Here is a 20089-nt window from a genome sequence, read left to right as displayed (position 1 = left end):
CCAGAGATTCTTATGCGGAGACCCGGCTTCCGGCACCATCGTGAGGCCGGATCGTCAGGCCAGCGGGTCCGGCGCCGCCTTGATGCCGTACTCCGCGAGCTTGGCCTTGCCCCCGTCCGGAGCCGTCAGGACCAGGGGACCCTCGGGGGTCAGGGCCACCGAGTGCTCCCAGTGGGAGGACCAGCTGCCGTCCGTGGTGACGACGGTCCAGTCGTCCTCGAGGACCCGGGTCTTCGAGGTGCCGAGGGAGACCATCGGCTCGATGGCGAGGCAGAAGCCGGGGACCAGCCTGGGGCCCCTGCCGCGACGGCGGTCGACGTAGTTCAGCAGGTGCGGGTCCATGTGCATCTCGGTGCCGATGCCGTGGCCGCCGTAGTCCTCGATGATCCCGTAGCGGCCGCCGCCCGGCTTGGGCTGGCGGCGGATGTACGTCTCGATGGCCCGCGAGATGTCGACCAGCCGGTTGCCCTGCTTCATCGCCGCGATGCCGGCCCACATCGACTCCTCGGTCACCCGGGAGAGCTCGATCAGCGCCGGGTCGTGACCGGATCCCACGAAGGCGGTGTACGCCGCGTCGCCGTGCCAGCCGTCGACGACCGCGCCGCAGTCGACGGAGATGATGTCGCCGTCCTTCAGGACGACGTCCTCGGAGGGGATGCCGTGGACGACGACCTCGTTCACGGAGGTGCAGATCGTCGCCGGGAAGCCGCCGTAGCCGAGGAAGTTCGACGTGGCGTTGTGCTCCGCGAGCACCTTGCGCGCCACCTGGTCCAGGTCCTTGGTGGTCGCGCCGGGCACGGCCGCCTCCCGGGTGGCCTCGTGGATCGCGGCGACGACCAGCCCCGCCGCACGCATCTTGGCGATCTGTTCGGGGGACTTGATCTGCACCATGGGGACGATGGCCTTTCTGGAACCGGTGGGAGGGCCGACTGTGTCAACCATACGGGCGCGGCAGCCATGCCCGCGGGCATCCGTCCGATCGGCCGCGGGCGTCCGCGCCGCCCGGGGCGGTCCGGAGGGAGGCGCCCCGTCGGTGCCGGGCCGCGTGCTCCCTCCCACAGCACGGCCGCGGCTCCTCGCACAGGAACCGCGGCCGCGGCCGACGACAGAACCTACTGCAACCTACTGCGCCGCGTCCTCGCGCTTCAGCGCGCTCAGCGCCCGCTGGGTGATCTCCTCCACCGGACCCAGTGCGGAGATCGTCACGAGCAGCCCCTGCGCCCGGTAGTAGTCGATGATCGGCTCGGTCTGCGTGTGGTAGACCTCCAGCCGCTTGCGGACGGTCTCCTCCGTGTCGTCGTCCCGCTGGTACAGCTCACCGCCGCAGACGTCGCAGACGCCTTCCTTCTCCGGCGGGCTGTACGTCACATGGAACACATGTGCGGAGTCGTTGCGGCAGGTCCGCCGCCCGGCGATCCGCCGGACGATCTCCTCCTCGGGCGCCTCGAGGTCGAGCACCGCGTCCAGCTTGATGTCCTCGGCCCGCAGCAGCTCGTCCAGCGCCTCGGCCTGGGAGACCGTGCGCGGGAAGCCGTCCAGCAGGAACCCCTTCTCGGCGTCCGGCTGCCCCATGCGGTCCTTGGCCATGCCGATGGTGACCTCGTCGGGCACCAGGTTGCCGGCGTCCATGTAGGACTTCGCGAGCTTGCCGAGCTCCGTCTGCCGACTGATGTTGGCACGGAACAGGTCACCCGTGGAGATGTGGGGGACACGCAGCTTCTCTGCCAGGCGTGCGGCCTGTGTTCCTTTGCCTGCACCCGGTGGTCCGACAAGGACGATTCGCATCAGCGGAGGAACCCTTCGTAATTGCGCTGCTGGAGTTGACTCTCGATCTGCTTCACCGTCTCGAGACCGACACCCACGATGATCAGGATGCTGGTGCCCCCGAAGGGGAAGTTCTGGTTTGCTCCGAACCCGACCAACGCCATTGTTGGCACGAGAGCGATCAACCCCAGATACAGCGACCCCGGCCAGGTGATCCGGTTGAGTACATACGAAAGGTACTCAGCGGTAGGTCGGCCAGCCCGGATGCCCGGGATGAAGCCACCATACTTCTTCATGTTGTCCGCGACTTCTTCGGGGTTGAAGGAGATCGCCACGTAGAAGAACGCGAAGAACACGATCAGGAGGAAGTAAAGGGTGATGTAGATGGGATGGTCACCCTTGGTGAGGTTCTCCTGGATCCAGACCTTCCATCCCGCATTGCCCTCGGCGAACTGGGCAATGAGCGCCGGAATGTAAAGCAGCGACGACGCGAAGATGACGGGAATCACACCCGCCTGGTTGACCTTGAGCGGGATGTACGTCGACGTACCCCCGTAGGAGCGGCGGCCGATCATGCGCTTGGCGTACTGCACCGGAATACGGCGCTGGGCCTGCTCGACGAAGACCACCAGGGCGACCATGACGAACCCGACGAGCATGACGGTGCCGAACTCGATCCACCCGTCGGCGAGCTTGCCCTGCTGCTTGATGGCCCACAGCGCGGACGGGAAGGTCGCGGCGATCGAGATGAACATCAGGATCGACATGCCGTTGCCGATACCGCGGTCGGTGATCAGCTCACCCAGCCACATCACCACGGTCGTACCGGCGGTCATCACAATGACCATGACGATCGTGTTGAAGATCGACTGGTCCGGGATGACGTTGCCGGCGACGCTGCAGCCGGCGAACAGCGAGCCGCTGCGCGTGGCCGCCACGACACCCGTGCCCTGCAGGACCGCGAGCGCCACCGTCAGGTAACGGGTGTACTGAGTGATCTTGGCCGTCCCGGCCTGTCCCTCTTTCTTGAGGGCCTCCAGCCGCGGAATCACCACGGTCAGCAGCTGCAGGATGATGCTCGCCGTGATGTACGGCATGATGCCCAGCGCAAAGACCGTGATCTGCAGCAGCGCACCGCCACTGAACATGTTCACCAGGCCGAAGAGGCCCTGATTGGCCGAGGCCTCTGTGACACACTGCTGGACGGCCTTGTAGTTGACGCCCGGAATCGGAATGTGGGTGCCGATGCGGAACACCACGATGATGCCGAGCGTGAAGAGCAGCTTCTTGCGCAGGTCGGGCGTCCTGAACGCCCGGGCGAAGCCGGTGAGCACGGTGCCTCCTGCGACCCCCCACGCAAGCGCGTCAAGGGCGACGGTCTTGAGGTTCAACGACGATGACTATGTGATCAACAGCCGCCTGGCGGCAGGAAAGTCTACCCGGCGAAAGTTGGCAGTCTAGGCCACCCTACCGGCGATCCGCCGGTCGAAAACAACCGTCGGCACGATTGTGGGCCGACGGATATCCGGATACCGCCCTTCGGGTCCATGTCCCCGGCTCCGCTTGCTCCGGCCGGCAGAGGAACGGAGCATTCCGGTCCGCGCCCCGATCTCCGGTTCCGGCCGGCCGTCCCTGCCGAGGCGTACCGGCTGACCTCTGGATATGTGCGCGGCATGCCGTCCGCCGGGGTGCCGGACCGGGGGCGGTCCCTCGTCGGCGGCCGGTGCGCAAGCCCGGGTCACGGGCCTGCGGCGGCAGGACCGGAGTGAACGGCGTGAACAGGGTGGTGTTCATCACCGCACGGGCCGGGGGCGTCGCCGGGGCCGGCGGCTGATGTCCCGTTCCCGCGTCTAGGTTCCCGTCCCGAGGTTCCCGTTCCGGGGCAGAGCACCTCGTCCCGCGGGCCGGGCAGTGTACGAACGACCACGGCCCTGGGCCCCACAGGGGTCCAGGGCCGTGACACGGAGCCTGAACTCAGACGAGCTCGACGGTACCGCCGGCGGCGGTGATCTTCTCCTTGGCGGAGCCGGAGACGGCGTCGACCGTCACCCGCAGCGCCACGGAGACCTCACCCTGACCGAGGACCTTGACCGGGCGGTTCTTGCGAACGGCACCCTTGGCCACCAGGTCCTCGACCGTGACCTCGCCGCCCTCGGGGTAGAGCTCGGCCAGGCGGTCGAGGTTGACGACCTGGTACTCGGTCTTGAACGGGTTGTTGAAGCCCTTCAGCTTCGGGAGGCGCATGTGCAGCGGCATCTGGCCGCCCTCGAACCTCTGCGGAACCTGGCTGCGGGCCTTGGTTCCCTTGGTACCACGACCGGCCGTCTTGCCCTTCGACGCCTCACCACGACCGACACGGGTCTTGGCGGTCTTGGCGCCGGGGGCGGGACGGAGGTTGTGGATCTTCAGCGGGTTCTGCTCCGCCATGATCAGTCGACCTCCTCGACCGTCACGAGGTGGCGGACGGCGCGCACCATGCCGCGGTACTCGGGACGGTCCTCCTTGACGACCACGTCGCCGAGCTTCTTCAGCCCGAGCGTACGCAGAGTGTCACGGTGGTTCTGCTTGCTGCCGATGTAGGACTTGACCTGCGTGATCTTGAGCTGTGCCATGGTTACGCACCCGCCCCGGCACGCGCGCGCAGCAGAGCCGCAGGGGCCACGTCCTCCAGCGGCAGACCACGGCGGGCCGCGATCGCCTCGGGACGCTGCAGACCCTTGAGGGCCTCCACCGTGGCGTGCACGATGTTGATCTGGTTGTCGGAGCCGAGCGACTTCGACAGGACGTCGTGGATACCGGCGCACTCGAGCACCGCGCGCACCGGACCACCGGCGATCACACCGGTACCCGGGGAGGCGGGCTTGAGCAGCACGATGCCGGCTGCCTTCTCACCCTGGATCGGGTGCGGAATGGTGCCCTGGATCCGGGGGACCTTGAAGAAGTGCTTCTTGGCCTCCTCAACGCCCTTGGCGATGGCGGCCGGCACCTCCTTGGCCTTGCCGTATCCGACACCCACGGTGCCGTCGCCGTCGCCCACCACGACCAGCGCGGTGAAGCTGAAGCGACGACCACCCTTCACAACCTTGGCGACGCGGTTGATCGCGACGACGCGCTCGATGTACGCGGTCTTCTCGGCGGCGGCTGCGCCGCCGTCACGGCCCTTCCGGTCCCGCCGCTCGCCGCCACCGGCACCGCCACCGCGGCGCTGGGGTCCAGCCATTGGAATTACCTCTCTCTGTTTCCGCTAGCTCGGAACCGGCTCAGAACTTCAGGCCGGCTTCGCGGGCGGCGTCCGCCAGAGCGGCGATGCGCCCGGCGTACTGGTTGCCACCACGGTCGAACACGACGGCCTCGACACCGGCGGCCTTGGCACGCTCGGCGACCAGGGCGCCGACCTTCCTGGCCTGCGCGGACTTGTCGCCCTCGCCACCGCGGATCGAGCTGTCCAGGGAGGACGCCGACGCCAGGGTGTGACCCTTGGTGTCGTCGATCACCTGCGCCACGATGTGACGGTTGGAGCGGGTCACGACCAGACGAGGACGCTCCGCCGTACCGGACACCTTCTTGCGGATCCGGAGGTGGCGGCGCTTGATCGCGGCGCGCTTGTAGGCGTCGCCCTTGAGGATCCTCTGCCCGTATGCCATGGCTTACTTACCCGCCTTTCCGACCTTGCGGCGGATGACTTCGCCCTCGTACTTGATGCCCTTGGCCTTGTACGGGTCGGGCTTGCGCAGCTTGCGGATGTTGGCCGCAACCTCGCCGACCTTCTGCTTGTCGATGCCCTCCACCGAGAAGCGGGTGGGGCTCTCCACCTTGAAGGTGATGCCCTCCGGCGCCTCGACGAGGATCGGGTGGCTGTAGCCGAGCGAGAACTCCAGGTTCGAGCCCTTGGCCTGCACGCGGTAGCCAACACCGCTGATCTCGAGCTTCTTCACGTAACCCTGGGTCACGCCGGTGATCATGTTGGCCACCAGCGTGCGGGACAGGCCGTGCAGGGCCTTGTTCTGACGCTCGTCGTTGGGACGGGTCACCCGCAGGGTGCCGTCCTCCTCCTTGACGACCTCGATCGGCGCGGCCACGGTGTGGGTCAGCTCGCCCTTGGGGCCCTTGACCGAGACCGTGCGGCCATCGATGGTGACGTCCACGCCGGCGGGAACCGCGATGGGAAGCTTGCCGATGCGCGACATAGCTGTTTCCTCCGTTCCCTTCCGTTACCAGACGTAGGCGAGGACTTCCCCACCCACGCCCTTCTTGCTGGCCTGCTTGTCGGTGAGGAGCCCGTGGGACGTGGAGATGATCGCCACGCCGAGGCCGCCGAGCACCTTCGGCAGGTTGTTGGCCTTCGCGTACACCCGGAGACCGGGCTTGGAGATCCGCTTGATGCCCGCGATGGAGCGCTCACGGTTCGGGCCGTACTTCAGCTCGAGGACGAGGTTCTTGCCGACCTCGGCGTCCTCGGTCCTCCAGCCCGTGATGAAGCCCTCCTGCTGGAGAATCTCCGCAATGTGAGACTTGATCTTGGACGCCGGCATCGTCACGGTGTCGTGGTACGCCGCGTTCGCGTTCCGCAGACGCGTAAGCATGTCTGCGATCGGATCAGTCATGGTCATAAATTGGCCTTCGGCCTCTCTCGCCGGGGTTTCCTGGTGCGCCATCCCTCTCCCCGATCCGAGACGGGACGGGTGCGGCGCGGTGGACCTACGGCGTAGTAAGTCGTACGGCACGGCAGGTGCCCAGCCCCGCAAGCCTACGGCATGCGGAGCGGGCCTCCTGCCGTCCCCTATTGCCTACCGAGAGCCTGGGAGTCCGGACGCGGTCCGGATCACCAGGAGCTCTTGGTCACGCCCGGCAGCTCGCCGCGGTGAGCCATCTCACGAAGGCACACACGGCAGAGGCCGAACTTGCGGTACACGGAGTGCGGACGGCCGCAGCGCTGGCAGCGGGTGTAGCCGCGCACGGCGAACTTGGGCTTGCGAGCAGCCTTCGCGATGAGAGCCTTCTTCGCCATCTCGCTCACGCCTCCTTGAACGGGAAGCCGAGGTGACGGAGAAGGGCACGGCCCTCTTCGTCATTGGTCGCCGTGGTGACCACGGTGATGTCCATACCCCGGACGCGGTCGATCTTGTCCTGGTCGATCTCGTGGAACATCACCTGCTCCGTGAGACCGAAGGTGTAGTTGCCGCGGCCGTCGAACTGCTTGGGGGACAGGCCGCGGAAGTCGCGGATGCGCGGCAGCGCGAGCGACAGGGTGCGGTCCAGAAACTCCCACATGCGGTCGCCGCGGAGCGTGACGTGGGCGCCGATCGGCTGACCCTCGCGCAGCTTGAACTGCGCGATGGACTTGCGGGCCTTGGTGACCGCGGGCTTCTGGCCGGTGATCGTGGCGAGGTCGCGGATGGCGCCCTCGATCAGCTTGGAGTCGCGGGCGGCGTCGCCCACACCCATGTTGACCACGATCTTGACGAGGTTCGGAACCTGCATGACGTTCTTGTACTTGAACTCGTCACGCAGCTTCGGGACGATCTCGTCCTTGTACTTCTGCTTCAGACGCGGAGTCACGGTGGTGGTCGTCATCAGATGTCCTCACCCGTCCGCTTGGCAACGCGGATCTTGTTGCCGTTCTCGTCGAAGCGATAACCGACGCGGGTCACAACCTTCTTGCCGTCCTTCTCCACGACCAGCTGGACGTTGGAGACGTGGATCGGCGCCTCGGTGGTGATGATCCCGCCGGCCTGGGAACCGCGGGCGGTCGGACCGGCCTTGGTGTGCTTCTTGACCCGGTTGACACCCTCGACCAGGACGCGCTGCTCACGCGGGTAGGCGGCGATGACCTTGCCCTGCTTGCCCTTGTCCTTGCCGGTGATGACCTGGACCAGGTCGCCCTTCTTGATCTTCATGCTCACAGCACCTCCGGCGCGAGGGAGATGATCTTCATGAACTTCTTCTCGCGCAGCTCACGGCCGACCGGGCCGAAGATACGGGTGCCACGAGGATCGCCGTCGTTCTTGAGAATGACGGCGGCGTTCTCGTCGAAGCGGATGTACGAGCCGTCCGGGCGGCGGCGCTCCTTGACGGTGCGGACCACGACCGCCTTGACGATGTCGCCCTTCTTCACGTTGCCACCGGGGATCGCGTCCTTGACGGTGGCGACGATGACGTCACCGATGCCCGCGTAGCGGCGACCGGAGCCGCCGAGCACACGGATGCAAAGGATCTCCTTCGCTCCCGTGTTGTCGGCGACACGCAGTCGCGACTCCTGCTGGATCACGTCTATCTCCTGATCGTCTGCCGGTTCCCTCCGGGAGGGCCCGGAGAGCCTGGCGGAACTGTCCTGCGGGTCGGTCCCGCAGGAATTACTTGTGCCTCTGAGGCGCGGAACCCTCACCGTCGGGGCGAGTGCCCAGGGGTCCGGCCGCCCGGGGCGGCTCCGCGAATCGCCTCACGCGACCGCTGCCGGCCGCGGCCCGAGCCGCCGGAGCCGCCCGGTCCGGACCCTGTGGCTCTCGCCGGGCCCGGGCCGGGGCACGGCCCCGGCGGGATGCCGGGGTGACAGGCCCCTGGCAGGGTCAGCGGGGACGGAGCCCCCGCTTTTTACCTCGCCTTCTCGAGGATCTCGACGACGCGCCAGCGCTTCGTCGCGGACAGCGGCCGGGTCTCCATCAGGAGGACGCGGTCGCCGACGCCCGCGGCGTTCTGCTCGTCGTGCGCCTTGAGCTTGCTGGTACGGCGGATGACCTTGCCGTACAGCGGGTGCTTGACGCGGTCCTCGACGGCGACGACGACGGTCTTGTCCATCTTGTCGCTGACGACGTAGCCCTCACGGGTCTTGCGGGAGCCGCGCTGCTCCGTCTCGTTCTTCGTCACGTTGCTCTCGCTCATCAGGCGTTCTCCACCGTCTCGATGCCCAGCTCACGCTCGCGCATCAGGGTGTAGATCCGCGCGATGTCCTTGCGGACCGCCTTCAGACGGCCGTGGTTCTCAAGCTGACCAGTCGCCGCCTGGAAGCGGAGGTTGAACAGCTCTTCCTTGGCCTCGCGGAGCTTGGCGAGAAGCTCCTCGTTGCCCAGCTCACGCAGCTCGGACGCCTTGGTACCGGCCGACATCACGCTTCACCTGCCTCGCGCTTGACGATCCGGCACTTCATCGGCAGCTTGTGGGCCGCACGGGTCAGCGCCTCACGGGCGATCTTCTCGTTCGGGTAGGACAGCTCGAACATCACGCGACCGGGCTTGACGTTCGCGACCCACCACTCCGGCGAACCCTTACCGGAACCCATACGGGTCTCGGCGGGCTTCTTGGTCAGCGGACGGTCCGGGAAGATGTTGATCCAGACCTTGCCACCACGCTTGATGTGGCGGGTCATGGCGATACGGGCCGCCTCGATCTGGCGGTTCGTCACATAGGCCGGGGTCAGCGCCTGGATGCCGTACTCGCCGAACGCGACCTGCGTCCCGCCCTTCGCCATGCCATTGCGACGAGGGTGGTGCTGCTTGCGGTGCTTGACCCTACGGGGGATCAGCATGTCGGTCAGGCCTCCGTTCCGGTGCTCTCAGCCGGAGCGGCAGTGGCGGCGTCGGCCTTGGGGGCCTCGGCGGCCTGCGCCTGCTGCTGCGGCTTGCGACCGCGCCGCTCGCCACGGCCACGGGCCGGGCGGTCGGAGCCGCGGGCCGGGCGGTTGCCCGCACGGGCGGCGGCGTTCTCGGCGCGGACCTCGGCGATGTTCTTCACGTCGCCCTTGTAGATCCAGACCTTCACACCGATGCGGCCGAAGGTCGTCCTGGCCTCGAAGAAGCCGTAGTCCACGTTCGCACGGAGCGTGTGCAGGGGCACACGGCCCTCGCGGTAGAACTCCGAACGGGACATCTCGGCGCCGCCGAGGCGACCGCTGCACTGGATCTTGATGCCCTTGGCGCCGGCCTTCATCGCCGACTGCATGCTCTTGCGCATGGCACGGCGGAAGGAGACGCGGGAGGACAGCTGCTCGGCAACGGCCTGGGCCACCAGCTGAGCGTCGGTCTCGGGGTTCTTGACCTCGAGGATGTTCAGCTGGACCTGCTTGCCCGTGAGCTTCTCGAGGTCGCCGCGGATGCGGTCGGCCTCGGCGCCACGGCGGCCGATGACGATGCCCGGGCGCGCGGTGTGGATGTCCACGCGGACGCGGTCACGGGTGCGCTCGATCTCCACCTTGGAGATGCCGGCGCGCTCCATGCCGGACGTCATCATCCGACGGATGGCGACGTCTTCCTTGATGTAGTCCTTGTAGAGCTTGTCGGCGTACCAGCGCGACTTGAAGTCGGTCGTGACGCCGAGCCGGAACCCGTGCGGGTTTACCTTCTGGCCCATTACCGGGTCCCTTCCTTGCTGCTGACGACCACGGTGATGTGGCTGGTCCGCTTGCGGATCCGGTAGGCGCGGCCCTGGGCGCGCGGACGGAACCGCTTCAGGGTCGGGCCCTCGTCGACGTACGCCTCGGAGACGTAGAGGCTGTCGACGTCCGTGTGGTTGTAGTTGTGCGCGGCGTTGGCGATGGCGCTGTCCAGCACCTTGCCGACCGGCACGGAGGCTGCCTGCGGAGCGAATCGCAGGACGGCCTGGGCCTCCGTGGCGCGCATGCCACGGATGAGGTCCACCACGCGGCGGGCCTTCATGGGCGTGACGCGGATGTACCGCGCCTGGGCCCTGGCTTCCATGGTTGTCCCTTCAGTTACTTGCGTGTCTGAATGCGATCCGCTTAGCGGCGCTTCGACTTCCGGTCTTCCTTGACGTGGCCCCGGAAAGTGCGGGTCGGCGCGAACTCGCCGAGCTTGTGGCCGACCATCGCCTCGGTGATGAACACCGGGATGTGGGTCTTGCCGTTGTGCACCGCGATCGTGTGGCCGAGCATGGCCGGAACGATCATTGAGCGACGGGACCAGGTCTTGATGACGTTCTTGGTGCCCGCTTCGTTCTGCGCTTCCACCTTCTTGAGCAGGTGGTCGTCGACGAAGGGCCCCTTCTTCAGACTACGAGGCATCTCAACCCGTCCTTAGCGCTTCTTGTTCGTCTTGCGGCGGCGGACGATGTACTTGTTGCTCGCCTTCTTGGGAGAACGAGTACGACCTTCCTTCTGACCCCAGGGGCTGACCGGGTGACGGCCACCCGAGGTCTTGCCCTCACCACCACCGTGGGGGTGGTCGACCGGGTTCATCGCCACACCGCGAACGGTCGGACGGATGCCCAGCCAGCGCTTGCGGCCGGCCTTGCCCAGGCTGATGTTGGACTGCTCGGCGTTGCCGACCTCGCCGACGGTGGCACGGCAGCGCACGTCGACCAGACGGATCTCACCGGACGGCATGCGGAGGTGGGCGTAGGAGCCCTCCTTCGCGAGCAGCTGCACCGAGGCACCGGCGGAGCGGGCGAACTTGGCGCCGCCGCCGGGACGCAGCTCGATGGCGTGCAGCGTCGTACCGACCGGGATGTTGCGCAGGGCGAGGTTGTTGCCCGGCTTGATGTCGGCCCCGGGACCGTTCTCGACGAGGTCGCCCTGCTGCAGGCCGCGCGGCGCGAGGATGTAGCGCTTCTCGCCGTCCGCGTAGTGCAGCAGCGCGATGCGCGCGGTGCGGTTGGGGTCGTACTCGATGTGCGCGACCTTCGCCGGCACACCGTCCTTGTCGTGACGACGGAAGTCGATCACGCGGTAAGCGCGCTTGTGGCCGCCGCCCTGGTGACGAACGGTCACACGACCCGAGTTGTTACGGCCGCCCTTGCTGTGCAGCGGACGGACCAGCGACTTCTCCGGCGTGGACCGCGTGATCTCGACGAAGTCGGCGACGCTGGCGCCACGACGGCCAGGAGTCGTCGGCTTGTACTTGCGGATACCCATTGTCTCTCAGTCCTCGGAAATGATCCGGACTATCTGGACGCTCCAGGCCGCCGTCAGGCGGTCGGACCGCCGAAGATGTCGATACGGTCGCCCTCTGCGAGGGTCACGATCGCGCGCTTGGTCGCGGCGCGCCGACCGAAGCCGGTGCGGGTCCGCTTGCGCTTGCCCTGGCGGTTGATCGTGTTGACCCCGGTGACCTTGACCTCGAAGACCGCCTGGACGGCCTCCTTGATCTGGGTCTTGTTGGCGCGCGGGTCGACGATGAACGTGTACTTGTTCTCGTCGAGGAGCGCGTAGCTCTTCTCCGAGACGACCGGCCGGATCAGGACGTCACGGGGGTCCGTGTACGCCTTGCTCGCCGGGGTCTCGACGGTGTTCTTGCCCTCGAGGGCGTGGCGGCGCGCCTTGGCGACGCGCGCGGCCTTGGCGGCCTTGGCCGCCTTCGAGGCGATGCTCGGGTGACGTGCAGCCATCAGGCCTCGCTCCCTTCGTTGTCGTTGGCCTTGTTCGGGCCGGCGACGAAGGACTCGAAAGCGGCCTTGGTGAAGACCACGTCGTCCGAGACGAGAACGTCGTACGTGTTCAGCTGGCCCGGCTCCAGGATGTGGACCTGGGGCAGGTTGCGGGCGGACAGCCACGTGAGCTCGTCGGAACGCTCGGCGACCAGGAGCAGGTTCTTGCGCTCGCTGATCTTTCCGAACAGGCTCTTGGCAGCCTTCGTGGAGGGGGTGTCGCCCTCGGTCACGCCGGTGACGACGTGGATGCGGTTGTGACGCGCCCGGTCGGTGAGGGCGTGGCGCAGGGCCGCGGCCTTCATCTTCTTCGGGGTCCGCTGCGAGTAGTCGCGCGGCTGCGGGCCGTGGACGACGCCACCGCCGGTGAACTGCGGCGCACGGACCGAGCCCTGACGGGCGCGGCCGGTGCCCTTCTGGCGGTACGGCTTCTTGCCGCCACCGCGGACCTCGCCGCGGGTCTTGGTCTTGTGCGTGCCCTGGCGGGCAGCGGCCAGCTGCGCGACGACGACCTGGTGGATCAGCGGGATGCTGATCTTCTCAACGCCGAAGATCTCCGCGGGGAGCTCGACGGTACCGGCCTTCTCGCCCGCCGGCGAAAGGATGTCAACAGTGCTCATCGGTTACCTCAGGCCCCCTTGGCCGCGGTGCGGACCAGGACGAGGCCGCCGTTCGGACCGGGAACCGCGCCCTTGATGAGCAGCAGGCCCTTCTCCGCGTCAACGGCGTGGACGGTCAGGTTCTGGGTGGTGACCCGCTCGTTGCCCATGCGACCCGCCATGCGGAGGCCCTTGAACACACGGCCCGGAGTGGCGCAGCCGCCGATGGAGCCGGGCGAGCGGTGCTTGCGCTGGGTACCGTGCGCGGCGCCGAGGCCACCGAAGTTGTGGCGCTTCATGACACCGGCGAAGCCCTTGCCCTTGCTCCTGCCGGTCACGTCGACCTTCGTGCCCGCCTCGAACACATCGGCGGTGATCTCCTGGCCGAGGGTGTACTCGGAGGCGTCCGACGTGCGGATCTCGACGAGGTGACGGCGAGGGGTGACGTTGGCCTTCGCGAAGTGACCCTTGAGGGGCTTGTTCACCTTGCGCGGGTCGATCTCACCGAAGGCGAGCTGGACGGACTCGTAGCCGTCGACTTCCTTCGTACGGATCTGGGTGACGACGTTCGGCCCGGCCTTGACGACGGTGACCGGGACGACGCGGTTGTTCTCGTCCCAGACCTGCGTCATACCGAGCTTCTCGCCCAGAATGCCCTTGATCTGCTTGGTCATCTCTCAGATCACCGCGCCTCAGAGCTTGATCTCGATGTCGACGCCGGCCGGGAGGTCGAGTCGCATCAGAGAGTCAACGGTCTTGGGAGTCGGGTCGAGGATGTCGATCAAGCGCTTGTGGGTGCGCATCTCGAAGTGCTCGCGCGAGTCCTTGTACTTGTGCGGCGACTTGATGACGCAGTACACGTTCTTCTCAGTGGGCAGCGGCACCGGGCCCGCGACCGACGCACCCGTGCGGGTCACCGTCTCGACGATCTTCTTCGCCGAGGAGTCGATGACCTCGTGGTCGTAGGCCTTGAGCCGGATGCGGATCTTCTGTCCCGCCATGGCTACTCAGCAGTCCTGTCTCTCTTACGCTCTGGAACCCGGTATTTCCTTGCTTTTCTCCGACCCACGCGGTCGGGCGTGTCGCGCCCCCACTGACATGGATGTCCCTCGTTCTCGAACATCCCTGCGGGATTGCACACGGCCTGCCGGAACCGCGAGCCGGGGGCTGAAGGCCCACCGGGCGCCTGGCCGGCGCCGCGCCTACGCTTCCCGGAAGATTCCCGTACGTCCGCCCCAGCGCTGCCGTGCGGCAGTTAGGACGACGAGTACTGTGGGACTCGCTTCCGGTCCTCCCGGCGGGAGGCGCGCAGCATCAACACTCGACCGAGCAACTCCGTTAGTCTGCCACACGGGCCGCTGCGGAAGCCAATCGAGCCATAGAGATTACCCCGAGGGTGGCAGGGGTGAAACCGGAACGGCGCCCGGTACGGCGGGGGTTCCCGTGCGTGTCGCTTCGGAACGGAAGTGGCGCACCCCACATGAACAGGCCCAGGGGGCGGGGCGCCGGCGGCCGACGCGCAGGCGCGGGGCAGAGGAAAAACAAGGACCATTGGTCGGCCGTCCGGGTGATGGCCACGCTGCCGCCGCGTGGCCCCTTCGCGGTCCTGTCGCACCGCGGCGGGCGCGGTGCTCCCGTGCATCCCTCCCGTATCCGGTCCCGCGTGCTTCCGGATCCCTGAGGATCCCTGAGCACTGCCGCCTCCGGGGCACGGCGCCCGGCTCCGCCGGTCCCGCTCCACGGCCTCCGGGCGGAGCGGGACCCGTCACATCCCCGGCTCGGCTCGACGCCTGCTCTCCCCGCATTCCACCGCTTCGGCCAGGGGTGCCCCGCACGGCATGTGACGGGGCGGCACCGGAAGGTGCGGCGGCGCAGCCGTCAGATCACGCCCTGGGCCAGCATCGCGTCGGCGACCCGCTCGAAGCCGGCGATGTTCGCCCCGGTGACGTAGTCGCCGGGGGCGCCGTAGCGCTCGGCGGTCTCGTGGCAGGTGGTGTGGATGTCGCGCATGATCCTGTCGAGCTCTTCCTCCACACGGGCGGCCGTCCACGACGTACGGGAGTGGTTCTGGGCCATCTCCAGGGCGCTGACCGCCACACCGCCCGCGTTCGCCGCCTTGCCGGGGCCGAAGGCGACCCCCGCGCTCTGGAACAGCTGCACGGCCTCGGGCGTCGTCGGCATGTTGGCGCCCTCGGACACGGCCTTCACCCCGTTGCGGATGAGCGTCTCGGCGTCCTTCGCGTCGAGCTCGTTCTGTGTGGCGGACGGCAGCGCGATGTCGGCCGGGACCTCCCAGACCCGCCCGTTCGGCACGAACCGCGCGGAGGCGCCGCGGCGCTCGGCGTACTCGCTGACCCGGCCGCGCTCGACCTCCTTGATCTGCTTCAGCAGCTCGACGTCGATGCCCTTGTCGTCGACCACGTACCCGCCGGAGTCGGAGCAGGTCACCGGGTTGGCGCCGAGGGCGATCAGCTTCTCCATGGTGTAGATCGCGACGTTCCCGGAGCCGGAGACGACCGCCGTCTGGCCCTCCAGGTCCTCGCCGCGCTCACGCAGCATCGCGGCCATGAACAGCACATTGCCGTACCCGGTCGCCTCCGGACGGATCAGGGAGCCGCCCCAGCCCTGTCCCTTTCCGGTGAGCACCCCGGCCTCCCACCGGTTGGTGATCCTCCGGTACTGGCCGAACAGGTAGCCGATCTCACGGGCACCGACACCGATGTCCCCGGCGGGCACGTCGGTGTGCTCACCGATGTGCCGGTACAGCTCCGTCATGAACGACTGACAGAACCGCATGATCTCCGCGTCGCTGCGCCCGTGCGGGTCGAAGTCGCTGCCGCCCTTGCCGCCGCCGATGCCGAGCCCGGTCAGGGCGTTCTTGAAGATCTGCTCGAAGCCGAGGAACTTCACGATCCCGAGGTTCACCGACGGGTGGAAGCGCAGACCGCCCTTGTACGGGCCGAGCGCGCTGTTGAACTCCACCCGGAACCCTCGGTTGACGTGCACCCGTCCCCGGTCGTCCTGCCACGGCACCCGGAAGATGATCTGCCGCTCCGGCTCGCACAAACGCTCGATGAGCCCCGCCTCCGCGTACTCCGGCCGCGCCTCGAGCACCGGCGCCAGCGTTTCCAGCACCTCATGGACGGCCTGGTGGAACTCGGGCTGGGCCGGATTGCGGTACTCGATCTCGGCGTACAGGGAGGCGAGCGCGTCCTTTGTGTCGAGTCGCGTCACGGCGGACCCCTTTCTGGCACGACGGCCGGCAGCACAAACCGGCGATGAAGCGCTAGGCGCCGTTGCCTCCGCGCAGGGACAGGGCCGCCCCGGGAATGACCCGTCCGGGAAACGACCGACCTCCCAGTGTGACTCCTGCATCAACCTACTGACCAGTGATCGATCACCAGAAGACCACTATGTGAGACGGCTCAGTGGCGGACGGAGGGGCAGACAGGACAAACACCACAAGGGTAAAGCCCCACGGCAACCGCCGAAAACGGCGTGTGCCGAGGACGACGTCCCCTCCCGGTTCGTCCCGGGACCGTGATCGGCGGGGCACAGTCGGCCGCGCCGGGCGTCGAGGTGCGCCGGACCGGCGTCAGCGGCGGCGCGAGCGGCCGACAGCACCTGGCCGTCGAGTCCGAAGTGAACGCGGAAGCTGCCGCGCCCTGCTCTTTCCCCTTCTTTTCGACCCCACCGCCCCCACTTTCAACCCCACCGCCCCCACGGCGTGGTCCTGATCGACGGCGTGATCCTGATCGGCGGCGCGGTGATCATGAGCGATGCCCGCCGATCCCGGGTCCGGGCACCGGTCGGCGGATCCGACCAGGCCCGGCTCGACCAGACGCAGCCCCCGCGGAAAGCGTCCGATGTGCTCGGGCGAGCGCAGGTGGTACGAGGGCGTCGTGTGAAGCCGGTCGGCGACGCGGTGTGCGTGTAGGTCCCGCCGACCTCACAGCTTGCCGAAGATCAGTCCGCGCCAGGTCCAGCCCGACTTGACGACGGCGTTCCGCAGGGGGCCTCGCAGCGCAGCGGCGTCGAAGCGGAAAGTCTCCGTCACTTCGAGGCGACCGCTCTTCCCCCGTTCGATCGTCCAGTGACGAGAGACGGTCCTGTCGGGCCCGCGCGAGTACTCCGACGACGCCACAAGCCTCGGCGGATTCCCGACCCGGGTGACCTCCCACTGCTCTTCGAGGGCACGGACCTCGTGGTCTTCCTGGACCAGGCGCATCCGAATCCGGACAGCGCGCGTCAGCTGGGACTCGACGAAGAAGGTCTGCCAGGCGGCTTCTGCCATCCGCCACTCCGCAACCAGGTCCGCGTCATCTGCGGCACCGTCGCGGACGACGTACGGCACATCGGGCCCGTTGAGGCCGAGCAGGGCGGCTCGCACCTCCTCGGGCGAACCCGGCGCGACACCGGGGGCGGGGCGCTTGGTTCCGGTCAGCCTGTCGAACAGTCCCATGGAATCCACCTGTGAGGGGTCGATCTGCCGCTCACGCACTACGACATTGCGTCGGTGTCCGGGCGAACCGTGCGCACGAATCTCGACGCACCATTGATCCCGAAACTCGTCCCTGAGCAGGGACAGTGATCAGAGAACGTTGCCCCGTCGACGCCTTGCGACGAAGGCCGCCGTGGTGCCTCCGAGTAGCAGGACGGCGCCGGAGGCGAGACTGGCCCACAGCAGCCTGTTGCCGCCGTCGCTCTTGGCGGACGCAGCGGCGGTCTCACCACGTGAGCCGCCAGTACCGCTGTCCGGTACCTCGGTGGGCCTCGGTGGTGCAGAAGGTGATGCCGCGGCCGGGAAGTCCGGCAGGGGGTAGACGTCCGGCGGCCCGGGGTCGCCCGGGTTCTGCAGGGCGATGCGCGGGCGGACGATGCCGTATCCGATGGAGTCGTTGCGCTTGGAGCCGTCCGTAGGAGCCCCGATGGTGTTGAGCATGACCCTGAGGACCTGATTGTTGGTCCACTCCGGGTGCTTGGACCAGATCAGAGCAGCGCTGGCGGAAGCAAGGGCGGCGGCGCCGCTGGTGCCGTGAGCTCTGCACAGGCCGGTCTTTCCTCCGCAGGCCGAGACCAAGTCATCGCCAGGAGCTGCCATGTCAACCTGAGGACCGAACCCGGATTCCTCGGTCCTACGAAGGTCCTTGCCGACCGCAGCCACACCCACTACTCCAGGCGTGGCTGCCGGATATTCGACCGGATTGTCTTTATCGCCGTCGTTCCCCACGGCGGCAAAGACAAGCGAGCCTCGGGAGAGGGCGTACGCCACTGCGGAATTGAGCTCAGGGGAACCGATCCGTGCGCCCATGGAAATGTTGATGACCTGGGCGCCGGCATCTGTCGCATAGCGAATGGCCCGGCTGAAGTAGGAGGGGCTGGCAAAGCCGCTGATGTTATCCCCCCTGCTGGGCATACGGATGGGGAGAATCTTGACTCCGGGTGCAAGACCGAACGCCCCACGTCCTCCGCCGTACGCGCCTGTGCCAGCAATGAGTCCTGCCATGTTTGTGCCATGGCCGTCATAATCCGTGTGTTCATCACCGGCATGTAGTGCGGATACGAGGTCCTTTCCGTCAAGCACCTGCCCCTTCAAGTCAGGGTTGTTCGGGTCAACACCCGTGTCGATCACAGCAACCGTGATGCCCTTGCCTGTGCTCGTTCGCCACATTTCCTCTGCGCGCATGGCATCCAGGTGCCATTGCTGGGAACGCGTGGAATCCGCGTGAGCCTGCGGGGCTGGACCACTCACCAGCAGTACGCTGGCAGCCATTGAGGTCATGACACGGATCGCCCTGTGCCACTTGTTGACCGTGGACATGCGCATGTTCTCGTGTCCTCTGGTTCTCAGCCACCGAAGGGCGGTTCGTTTCGGCGGTCGGTCTTCTGCTTCTTGCTTCGCGGTCGAGTACGACTCGCCGATCCGCTCAAAGCGCCGCGGACACCACCCCGTGCACCCGCCTCGCTGGGCACTCCGCCCGAGATACCTCCCCGCGTCGGGGCCGAGGGTGATTGTGCGCCGGGCCGCATCGGACTGCGGCCTGTCTGTTGCGGAGTGCCGCCGACGATGCCGTCACGCGGTGTGGGCGCAGTACGCCCGGTGGTGGGCCCAGCAGGCCGAGTCACTGGCTGTGCTGTCACTCCGGTGTTCGGCATGCGTCCGACCGCATGTGAACCGGTCCCAAACGGGCCGACAAGCGGAGTTCCGGGTGCCCGACCTGCCGACCGGCCGGTGGCAGCGGGTGCAGCTGGATGCCCACCGATGATTCCTGCTCCATATGGGCCACTGCGCCCGGATACGGAACCCTGGCTTGGGACAGCTCTGCCGGTCGCCCCAGCGGGACCTGGCAGATTGCGGCCAGTGACAGGACTGACGACTCCAGTCGCTCCGCCACCGCCAACAGACCCGATGGGCCTTTGCCCGGGCTGGTGGGGCAAACGTCCTCCGCCGACTGTTTTCTCGAGTCCTCCTGAAGCGGTAGGCGTCCGCACAGAGCCACGCAGGTTCGGAGGAACCGGTCCACTCGTCGGCGGCAAAATCCCTGTGTCCGGACGCGCGGCCGTGGGAGGTCCTCCCGTGGAACCCGCGGCGGGTTGACGCACTTCTGGCATCGTGGCCACTGAGTCGATGCCGACATGCGTGTCCGGCTCGGCCTCCGGCAAACGTACGTTGCTCGTGGGAAACCCACTTGAGGGCGGATCCGTACGGAGCCCGGCTGTCGCAGGACTTCGATGCTCAGTCTTTGCAATACCGGTACTCGCGGCAGCAGGTCCGGCAGCGGAGCCTCCACTGCCTTCACCATGAGGGATGCTGCCCCCTGGGCGGGCCAGGTCCTCGCGCGAGATACGAGGATCTGGCGGCGCAACGCCCTCCGGCGGCGGTGGGAACTTGGGGCGTTCCAAGTTGTTCAGCTGGGTTGCCGACAGCTTGTACGTCTGCCCCAGCTTGCGCATCTGGGCCGCCGCCTCCTGGCGGACCTTCTCCCGGTCCTCCTTCAACGCGGCGAGTTCGCTCATGGACTTGGCGCGGATCGCCGCCGCGTCCGGGTCGTTGCGGGCGGCTGTCGCCGCGGCCAGGTTCGCCTCTGCGCCCTTGGTGTCGCGGGGGATCGACGCCTGGGCCATGGCGATCGCATCCGACGCCCGGCCCAACCACTTCGCCGCGTCCTCGCTGAAGTCGCTCAGCCGGTAGGTGGAGTTGGCCAGTTCGTTGGCCCACGCGCGAAAGGCTTCCGCGCCCTCGCCCTTCCAGGCCACCCACTGCGGACGGACCTTGAGCTCCTCGGCGATCTTCTTGATCTCCTTGGCCGCGGCCATCAGACGGTCCGCGGCCGCCTGCACCTCACTCGCGT

General features: G+C 67.5%; 29 protein-coding genes. 2 read left to right on the top strand and 27 right to left on the bottom strand.

Annotated elements, in window-relative coordinates; genetic code table 11:
- Nucleotides 1-54 precede the first annotated feature (54 nt).
- From map to gdhA, 25 genes are all read right to left on the bottom strand, one after another.
- Nucleotides 55-891, bottom strand: coding sequence for a type I methionyl aminopeptidase (gene map / locus ABD224_RS05535; RefSeq protein WP_344047467.1), 837 nt, complete (start codon nt 889-891; stop codon nt 55-57).
- Nucleotides 892-1122: 231 nt separating this feature from the next.
- Nucleotides 1123-1785, bottom strand: a complete 663-nt coding sequence (locus tag ABD224_RS05530) for an adenylate kinase (protein WP_344047377.1) — start codon at nt 1783-1785, stop codon at nt 1123-1125.
- On the bottom strand, nt 1785-3098 hold the full coding sequence (secY, locus tag ABD224_RS05525) for a preprotein translocase subunit SecY (protein ID WP_344047465.1): 1314 nt from the start codon (nt 3096-3098) through the stop codon (nt 1785-1787). Before secY ends, ABD224_RS05530 begins: the two co-directional genes overlap by 1 nt.
- A 640-nt stretch (nt 3099-3738) precedes the next feature.
- Nucleotides 3739-4191, bottom strand: coding sequence for a 50S ribosomal protein L15 (rplO, locus tag ABD224_RS05520; protein ID WP_344047375.1), 453 nt, complete (start codon nt 4189-4191; stop codon nt 3739-3741).
- A 2-nt stretch (nt 4192-4193) separates the two neighbouring features.
- Nucleotides 4194-4376 (bottom strand): 50S ribosomal protein L30, encoded by a 183-nt coding sequence (rpmD, locus tag ABD224_RS05515; RefSeq protein ID WP_067397073.1) that lies wholly within the window; start codon nt 4374-4376, stop codon nt 4194-4196.
- Nucleotides 4377-4378: 2 nt separating this feature from the next.
- On the bottom strand, nt 4379-4984 hold the full coding sequence (gene rpsE, locus ABD224_RS05510) for a 30S ribosomal protein S5 (RefSeq protein ID WP_344047373.1): 606 nt from the start codon (nt 4982-4984) through the stop codon (nt 4379-4381).
- A 40-nt stretch (nt 4985-5024) separates the two neighbouring features.
- On the bottom strand, nt 5025-5408 hold the full coding sequence (rplR, locus tag ABD224_RS05505; protein WP_344047371.1) for a 50S ribosomal protein L18: 384 nt from the start codon (nt 5406-5408) through the stop codon (nt 5025-5027).
- Between the two features lie 3 nt (nt 5409-5411).
- Nucleotides 5412-5951 (bottom strand): 50S ribosomal protein L6, encoded by a 540-nt coding sequence (gene rplF / locus ABD224_RS05500; protein ID WP_344047369.1) that lies wholly within the window; start codon nt 5949-5951, stop codon nt 5412-5414.
- Nucleotides 5952-5975: 24 nt separating this feature from the next.
- Nucleotides 5976-6374 carry a 30S ribosomal protein S8 gene (gene rpsH / locus ABD224_RS05495; protein ID WP_067397069.1) on the bottom strand — a complete coding sequence of 133 codons (399 nt, stop codon included), beginning with the start codon at nt 6372-6374 and terminating at the stop codon, nt 5976-5978.
- Between the two features lie 212 nt (nt 6375-6586).
- A complete protein-coding gene (locus ABD224_RS05490; protein WP_049567381.1) occupies nt 6587-6772 on the bottom strand; it encodes a type Z 30S ribosomal protein S14 in 186 nt (61 codons plus the stop codon).
- A gap of 5 nt (nt 6773-6777) precedes the next feature.
- Entirely contained in the window at nt 6778-7338 is a 561-nt protein-coding gene (gene rplE / locus ABD224_RS05485) for a 50S ribosomal protein L5 (protein WP_067397068.1), read from the bottom strand.
- A complete protein-coding gene (rplX, locus tag ABD224_RS05480; protein ID WP_067397067.1) occupies nt 7338-7661 on the bottom strand; it encodes a 50S ribosomal protein L24 in 324 nt (107 codons plus the stop codon). The genes rplE and rplX overlap by 1 nt, the downstream gene beginning before the upstream one ends.
- Before the next feature lie 2 nt (nt 7662-7663).
- Nucleotides 7664-8032, bottom strand: coding sequence for a 50S ribosomal protein L14 (rplN, locus tag ABD224_RS05475; RefSeq protein WP_067397066.1), 369 nt, complete (start codon nt 8030-8032; stop codon nt 7664-7666).
- A gap of 323 nt (nt 8033-8355) precedes the next feature.
- Nucleotides 8356-8643: a 30S ribosomal protein S17 gene (rpsQ, locus tag ABD224_RS05470; RefSeq protein WP_344047364.1), complete on the bottom strand. Its 288-nt coding sequence runs from the start codon at nt 8641-8643 to the stop codon at nt 8356-8358.
- Nucleotides 8643-8867, bottom strand: coding sequence for a 50S ribosomal protein L29 (rpmC, locus tag ABD224_RS05465; RefSeq protein ID WP_007494763.1), 225 nt, complete (start codon nt 8865-8867; stop codon nt 8643-8645). Before rpmC ends, rpsQ begins: the two co-directional genes overlap by 1 nt.
- The gene (gene rplP, locus ABD224_RS05460) at nt 8867-9286 is read right to left on the bottom strand and encodes a 50S ribosomal protein L16 (protein ID WP_344047362.1); all 420 of its coding nucleotides are present in this window, start codon (nt 9284-9286) and stop codon (nt 8867-8869) included. Before rplP ends, rpmC begins: the two co-directional genes overlap by 1 nt.
- Nucleotides 9287-9291: 5 nt before the next feature.
- Complete coding sequence (gene rpsC, locus ABD224_RS05455) at nt 9292-10107, bottom strand: 30S ribosomal protein S3 (RefSeq protein WP_067397063.1); 816 nt, start codon at nt 10105-10107, stop codon at nt 9292-9294.
- Nucleotides 10107-10454 (bottom strand): 50S ribosomal protein L22, encoded by a 348-nt coding sequence (rplV, locus tag ABD224_RS05450; RefSeq protein ID WP_067397062.1) that lies wholly within the window; start codon nt 10452-10454, stop codon nt 10107-10109. The genes rpsC and rplV overlap by 1 nt, the downstream gene beginning before the upstream one ends.
- Nucleotides 10455-10495: 41 nt before the next feature.
- Nucleotides 10496-10777, bottom strand: coding sequence for a 30S ribosomal protein S19 (gene rpsS, locus ABD224_RS05445; RefSeq protein WP_067397061.1), 282 nt, complete (start codon nt 10775-10777; stop codon nt 10496-10498).
- A 12-nt stretch (nt 10778-10789) separates the two neighbouring features.
- Nucleotides 10790-11626: a 50S ribosomal protein L2 gene (rplB, locus tag ABD224_RS05440; protein ID WP_344047358.1), complete on the bottom strand. Its 837-nt coding sequence runs from the start codon at nt 11624-11626 to the stop codon at nt 10790-10792.
- Between the two features lie 53 nt (nt 11627-11679).
- On the bottom strand, nt 11680-12099 hold the full coding sequence (rplW, locus tag ABD224_RS05435) for a 50S ribosomal protein L23 (protein ID WP_067397059.1): 420 nt from the start codon (nt 12097-12099) through the stop codon (nt 11680-11682).
- Nucleotides 12099-12758: a 50S ribosomal protein L4 gene (rplD, locus tag ABD224_RS05430; RefSeq protein ID WP_067397058.1), complete on the bottom strand. Its 660-nt coding sequence runs from the start codon at nt 12756-12758 to the stop codon at nt 12099-12101. The genes rplW and rplD overlap by 1 nt, the downstream gene beginning before the upstream one ends.
- Before the next feature lie 8 nt (nt 12759-12766).
- On the bottom strand, nt 12767-13411 hold the full coding sequence (gene rplC / locus ABD224_RS05425) for a 50S ribosomal protein L3 (RefSeq protein WP_344047354.1): 645 nt from the start codon (nt 13409-13411) through the stop codon (nt 12767-12769).
- Nucleotides 13412-13429: 18 nt separating this feature from the next.
- On the bottom strand, nt 13430-13738 hold the full coding sequence (gene rpsJ, locus ABD224_RS05420; protein ID WP_003948644.1) for a 30S ribosomal protein S10: 309 nt from the start codon (nt 13736-13738) through the stop codon (nt 13430-13432).
- Between the two features lie 877 nt (nt 13739-14615).
- On the bottom strand, nt 14616-15971 hold the full coding sequence (gene gdhA / locus ABD224_RS05415; RefSeq protein ID WP_344047352.1) for an NADP-specific glutamate dehydrogenase: 1356 nt from the start codon (nt 15969-15971) through the stop codon (nt 14616-14618).
- 493 nt (nt 15972-16464) lie between these two features.
- Between gdhA and ABD224_RS05410 the strand changes: the two genes are divergently transcribed.
- Nucleotides 16465-16674, top strand: coding sequence for a hypothetical protein (locus ABD224_RS05410; RefSeq protein WP_344047350.1), 210 nt, complete (start codon nt 16465-16467; stop codon nt 16672-16674).
- A gap of 12 nt (nt 16675-16686) precedes the next feature.
- Here ABD224_RS05410 and ABD224_RS05405 read toward each other — a convergent pair whose 3' ends face one another.
- Both ABD224_RS05405 and mycP read right to left on the bottom strand, forming a co-directional pair.
- On the bottom strand, nt 16687-17199 hold the full coding sequence (locus tag ABD224_RS05405; RefSeq protein WP_344047348.1) for a hypothetical protein: 513 nt from the start codon (nt 17197-17199) through the stop codon (nt 16687-16689).
- A 129-nt stretch (nt 17200-17328) separates the two neighbouring features.
- Nucleotides 17329-18564 (bottom strand): type VII secretion-associated serine protease mycosin, encoded by a 1236-nt coding sequence (gene mycP, locus ABD224_RS05400; RefSeq protein ID WP_344047346.1) that lies wholly within the window; start codon nt 18562-18564, stop codon nt 17329-17331.
- Between the two features lie 1077 nt (nt 18565-19641).
- On the opposite strand from mycP, the gene ABD224_RS05395 reads away from it, so the two are divergent.
- Nucleotides 19642-19929: a hypothetical protein gene (locus tag ABD224_RS05395; protein ID WP_344047344.1), complete on the top strand. Its 288-nt coding sequence runs from the start codon at nt 19642-19644 to the stop codon at nt 19927-19929.
- The last annotated feature ends 160 nt before the right edge of the window (nt 19930-20089 follow it).

Source organism: Streptomyces thermoalcalitolerans (assembly GCF_039525155.1).
GTDB lineage: Bacteria > Actinomycetota > Actinomycetes > Streptomycetales > Streptomycetaceae > Streptomyces > Streptomyces thermovulgaris.
This window is presented reverse-complemented; position numbering and strand designations above follow the sequence as displayed.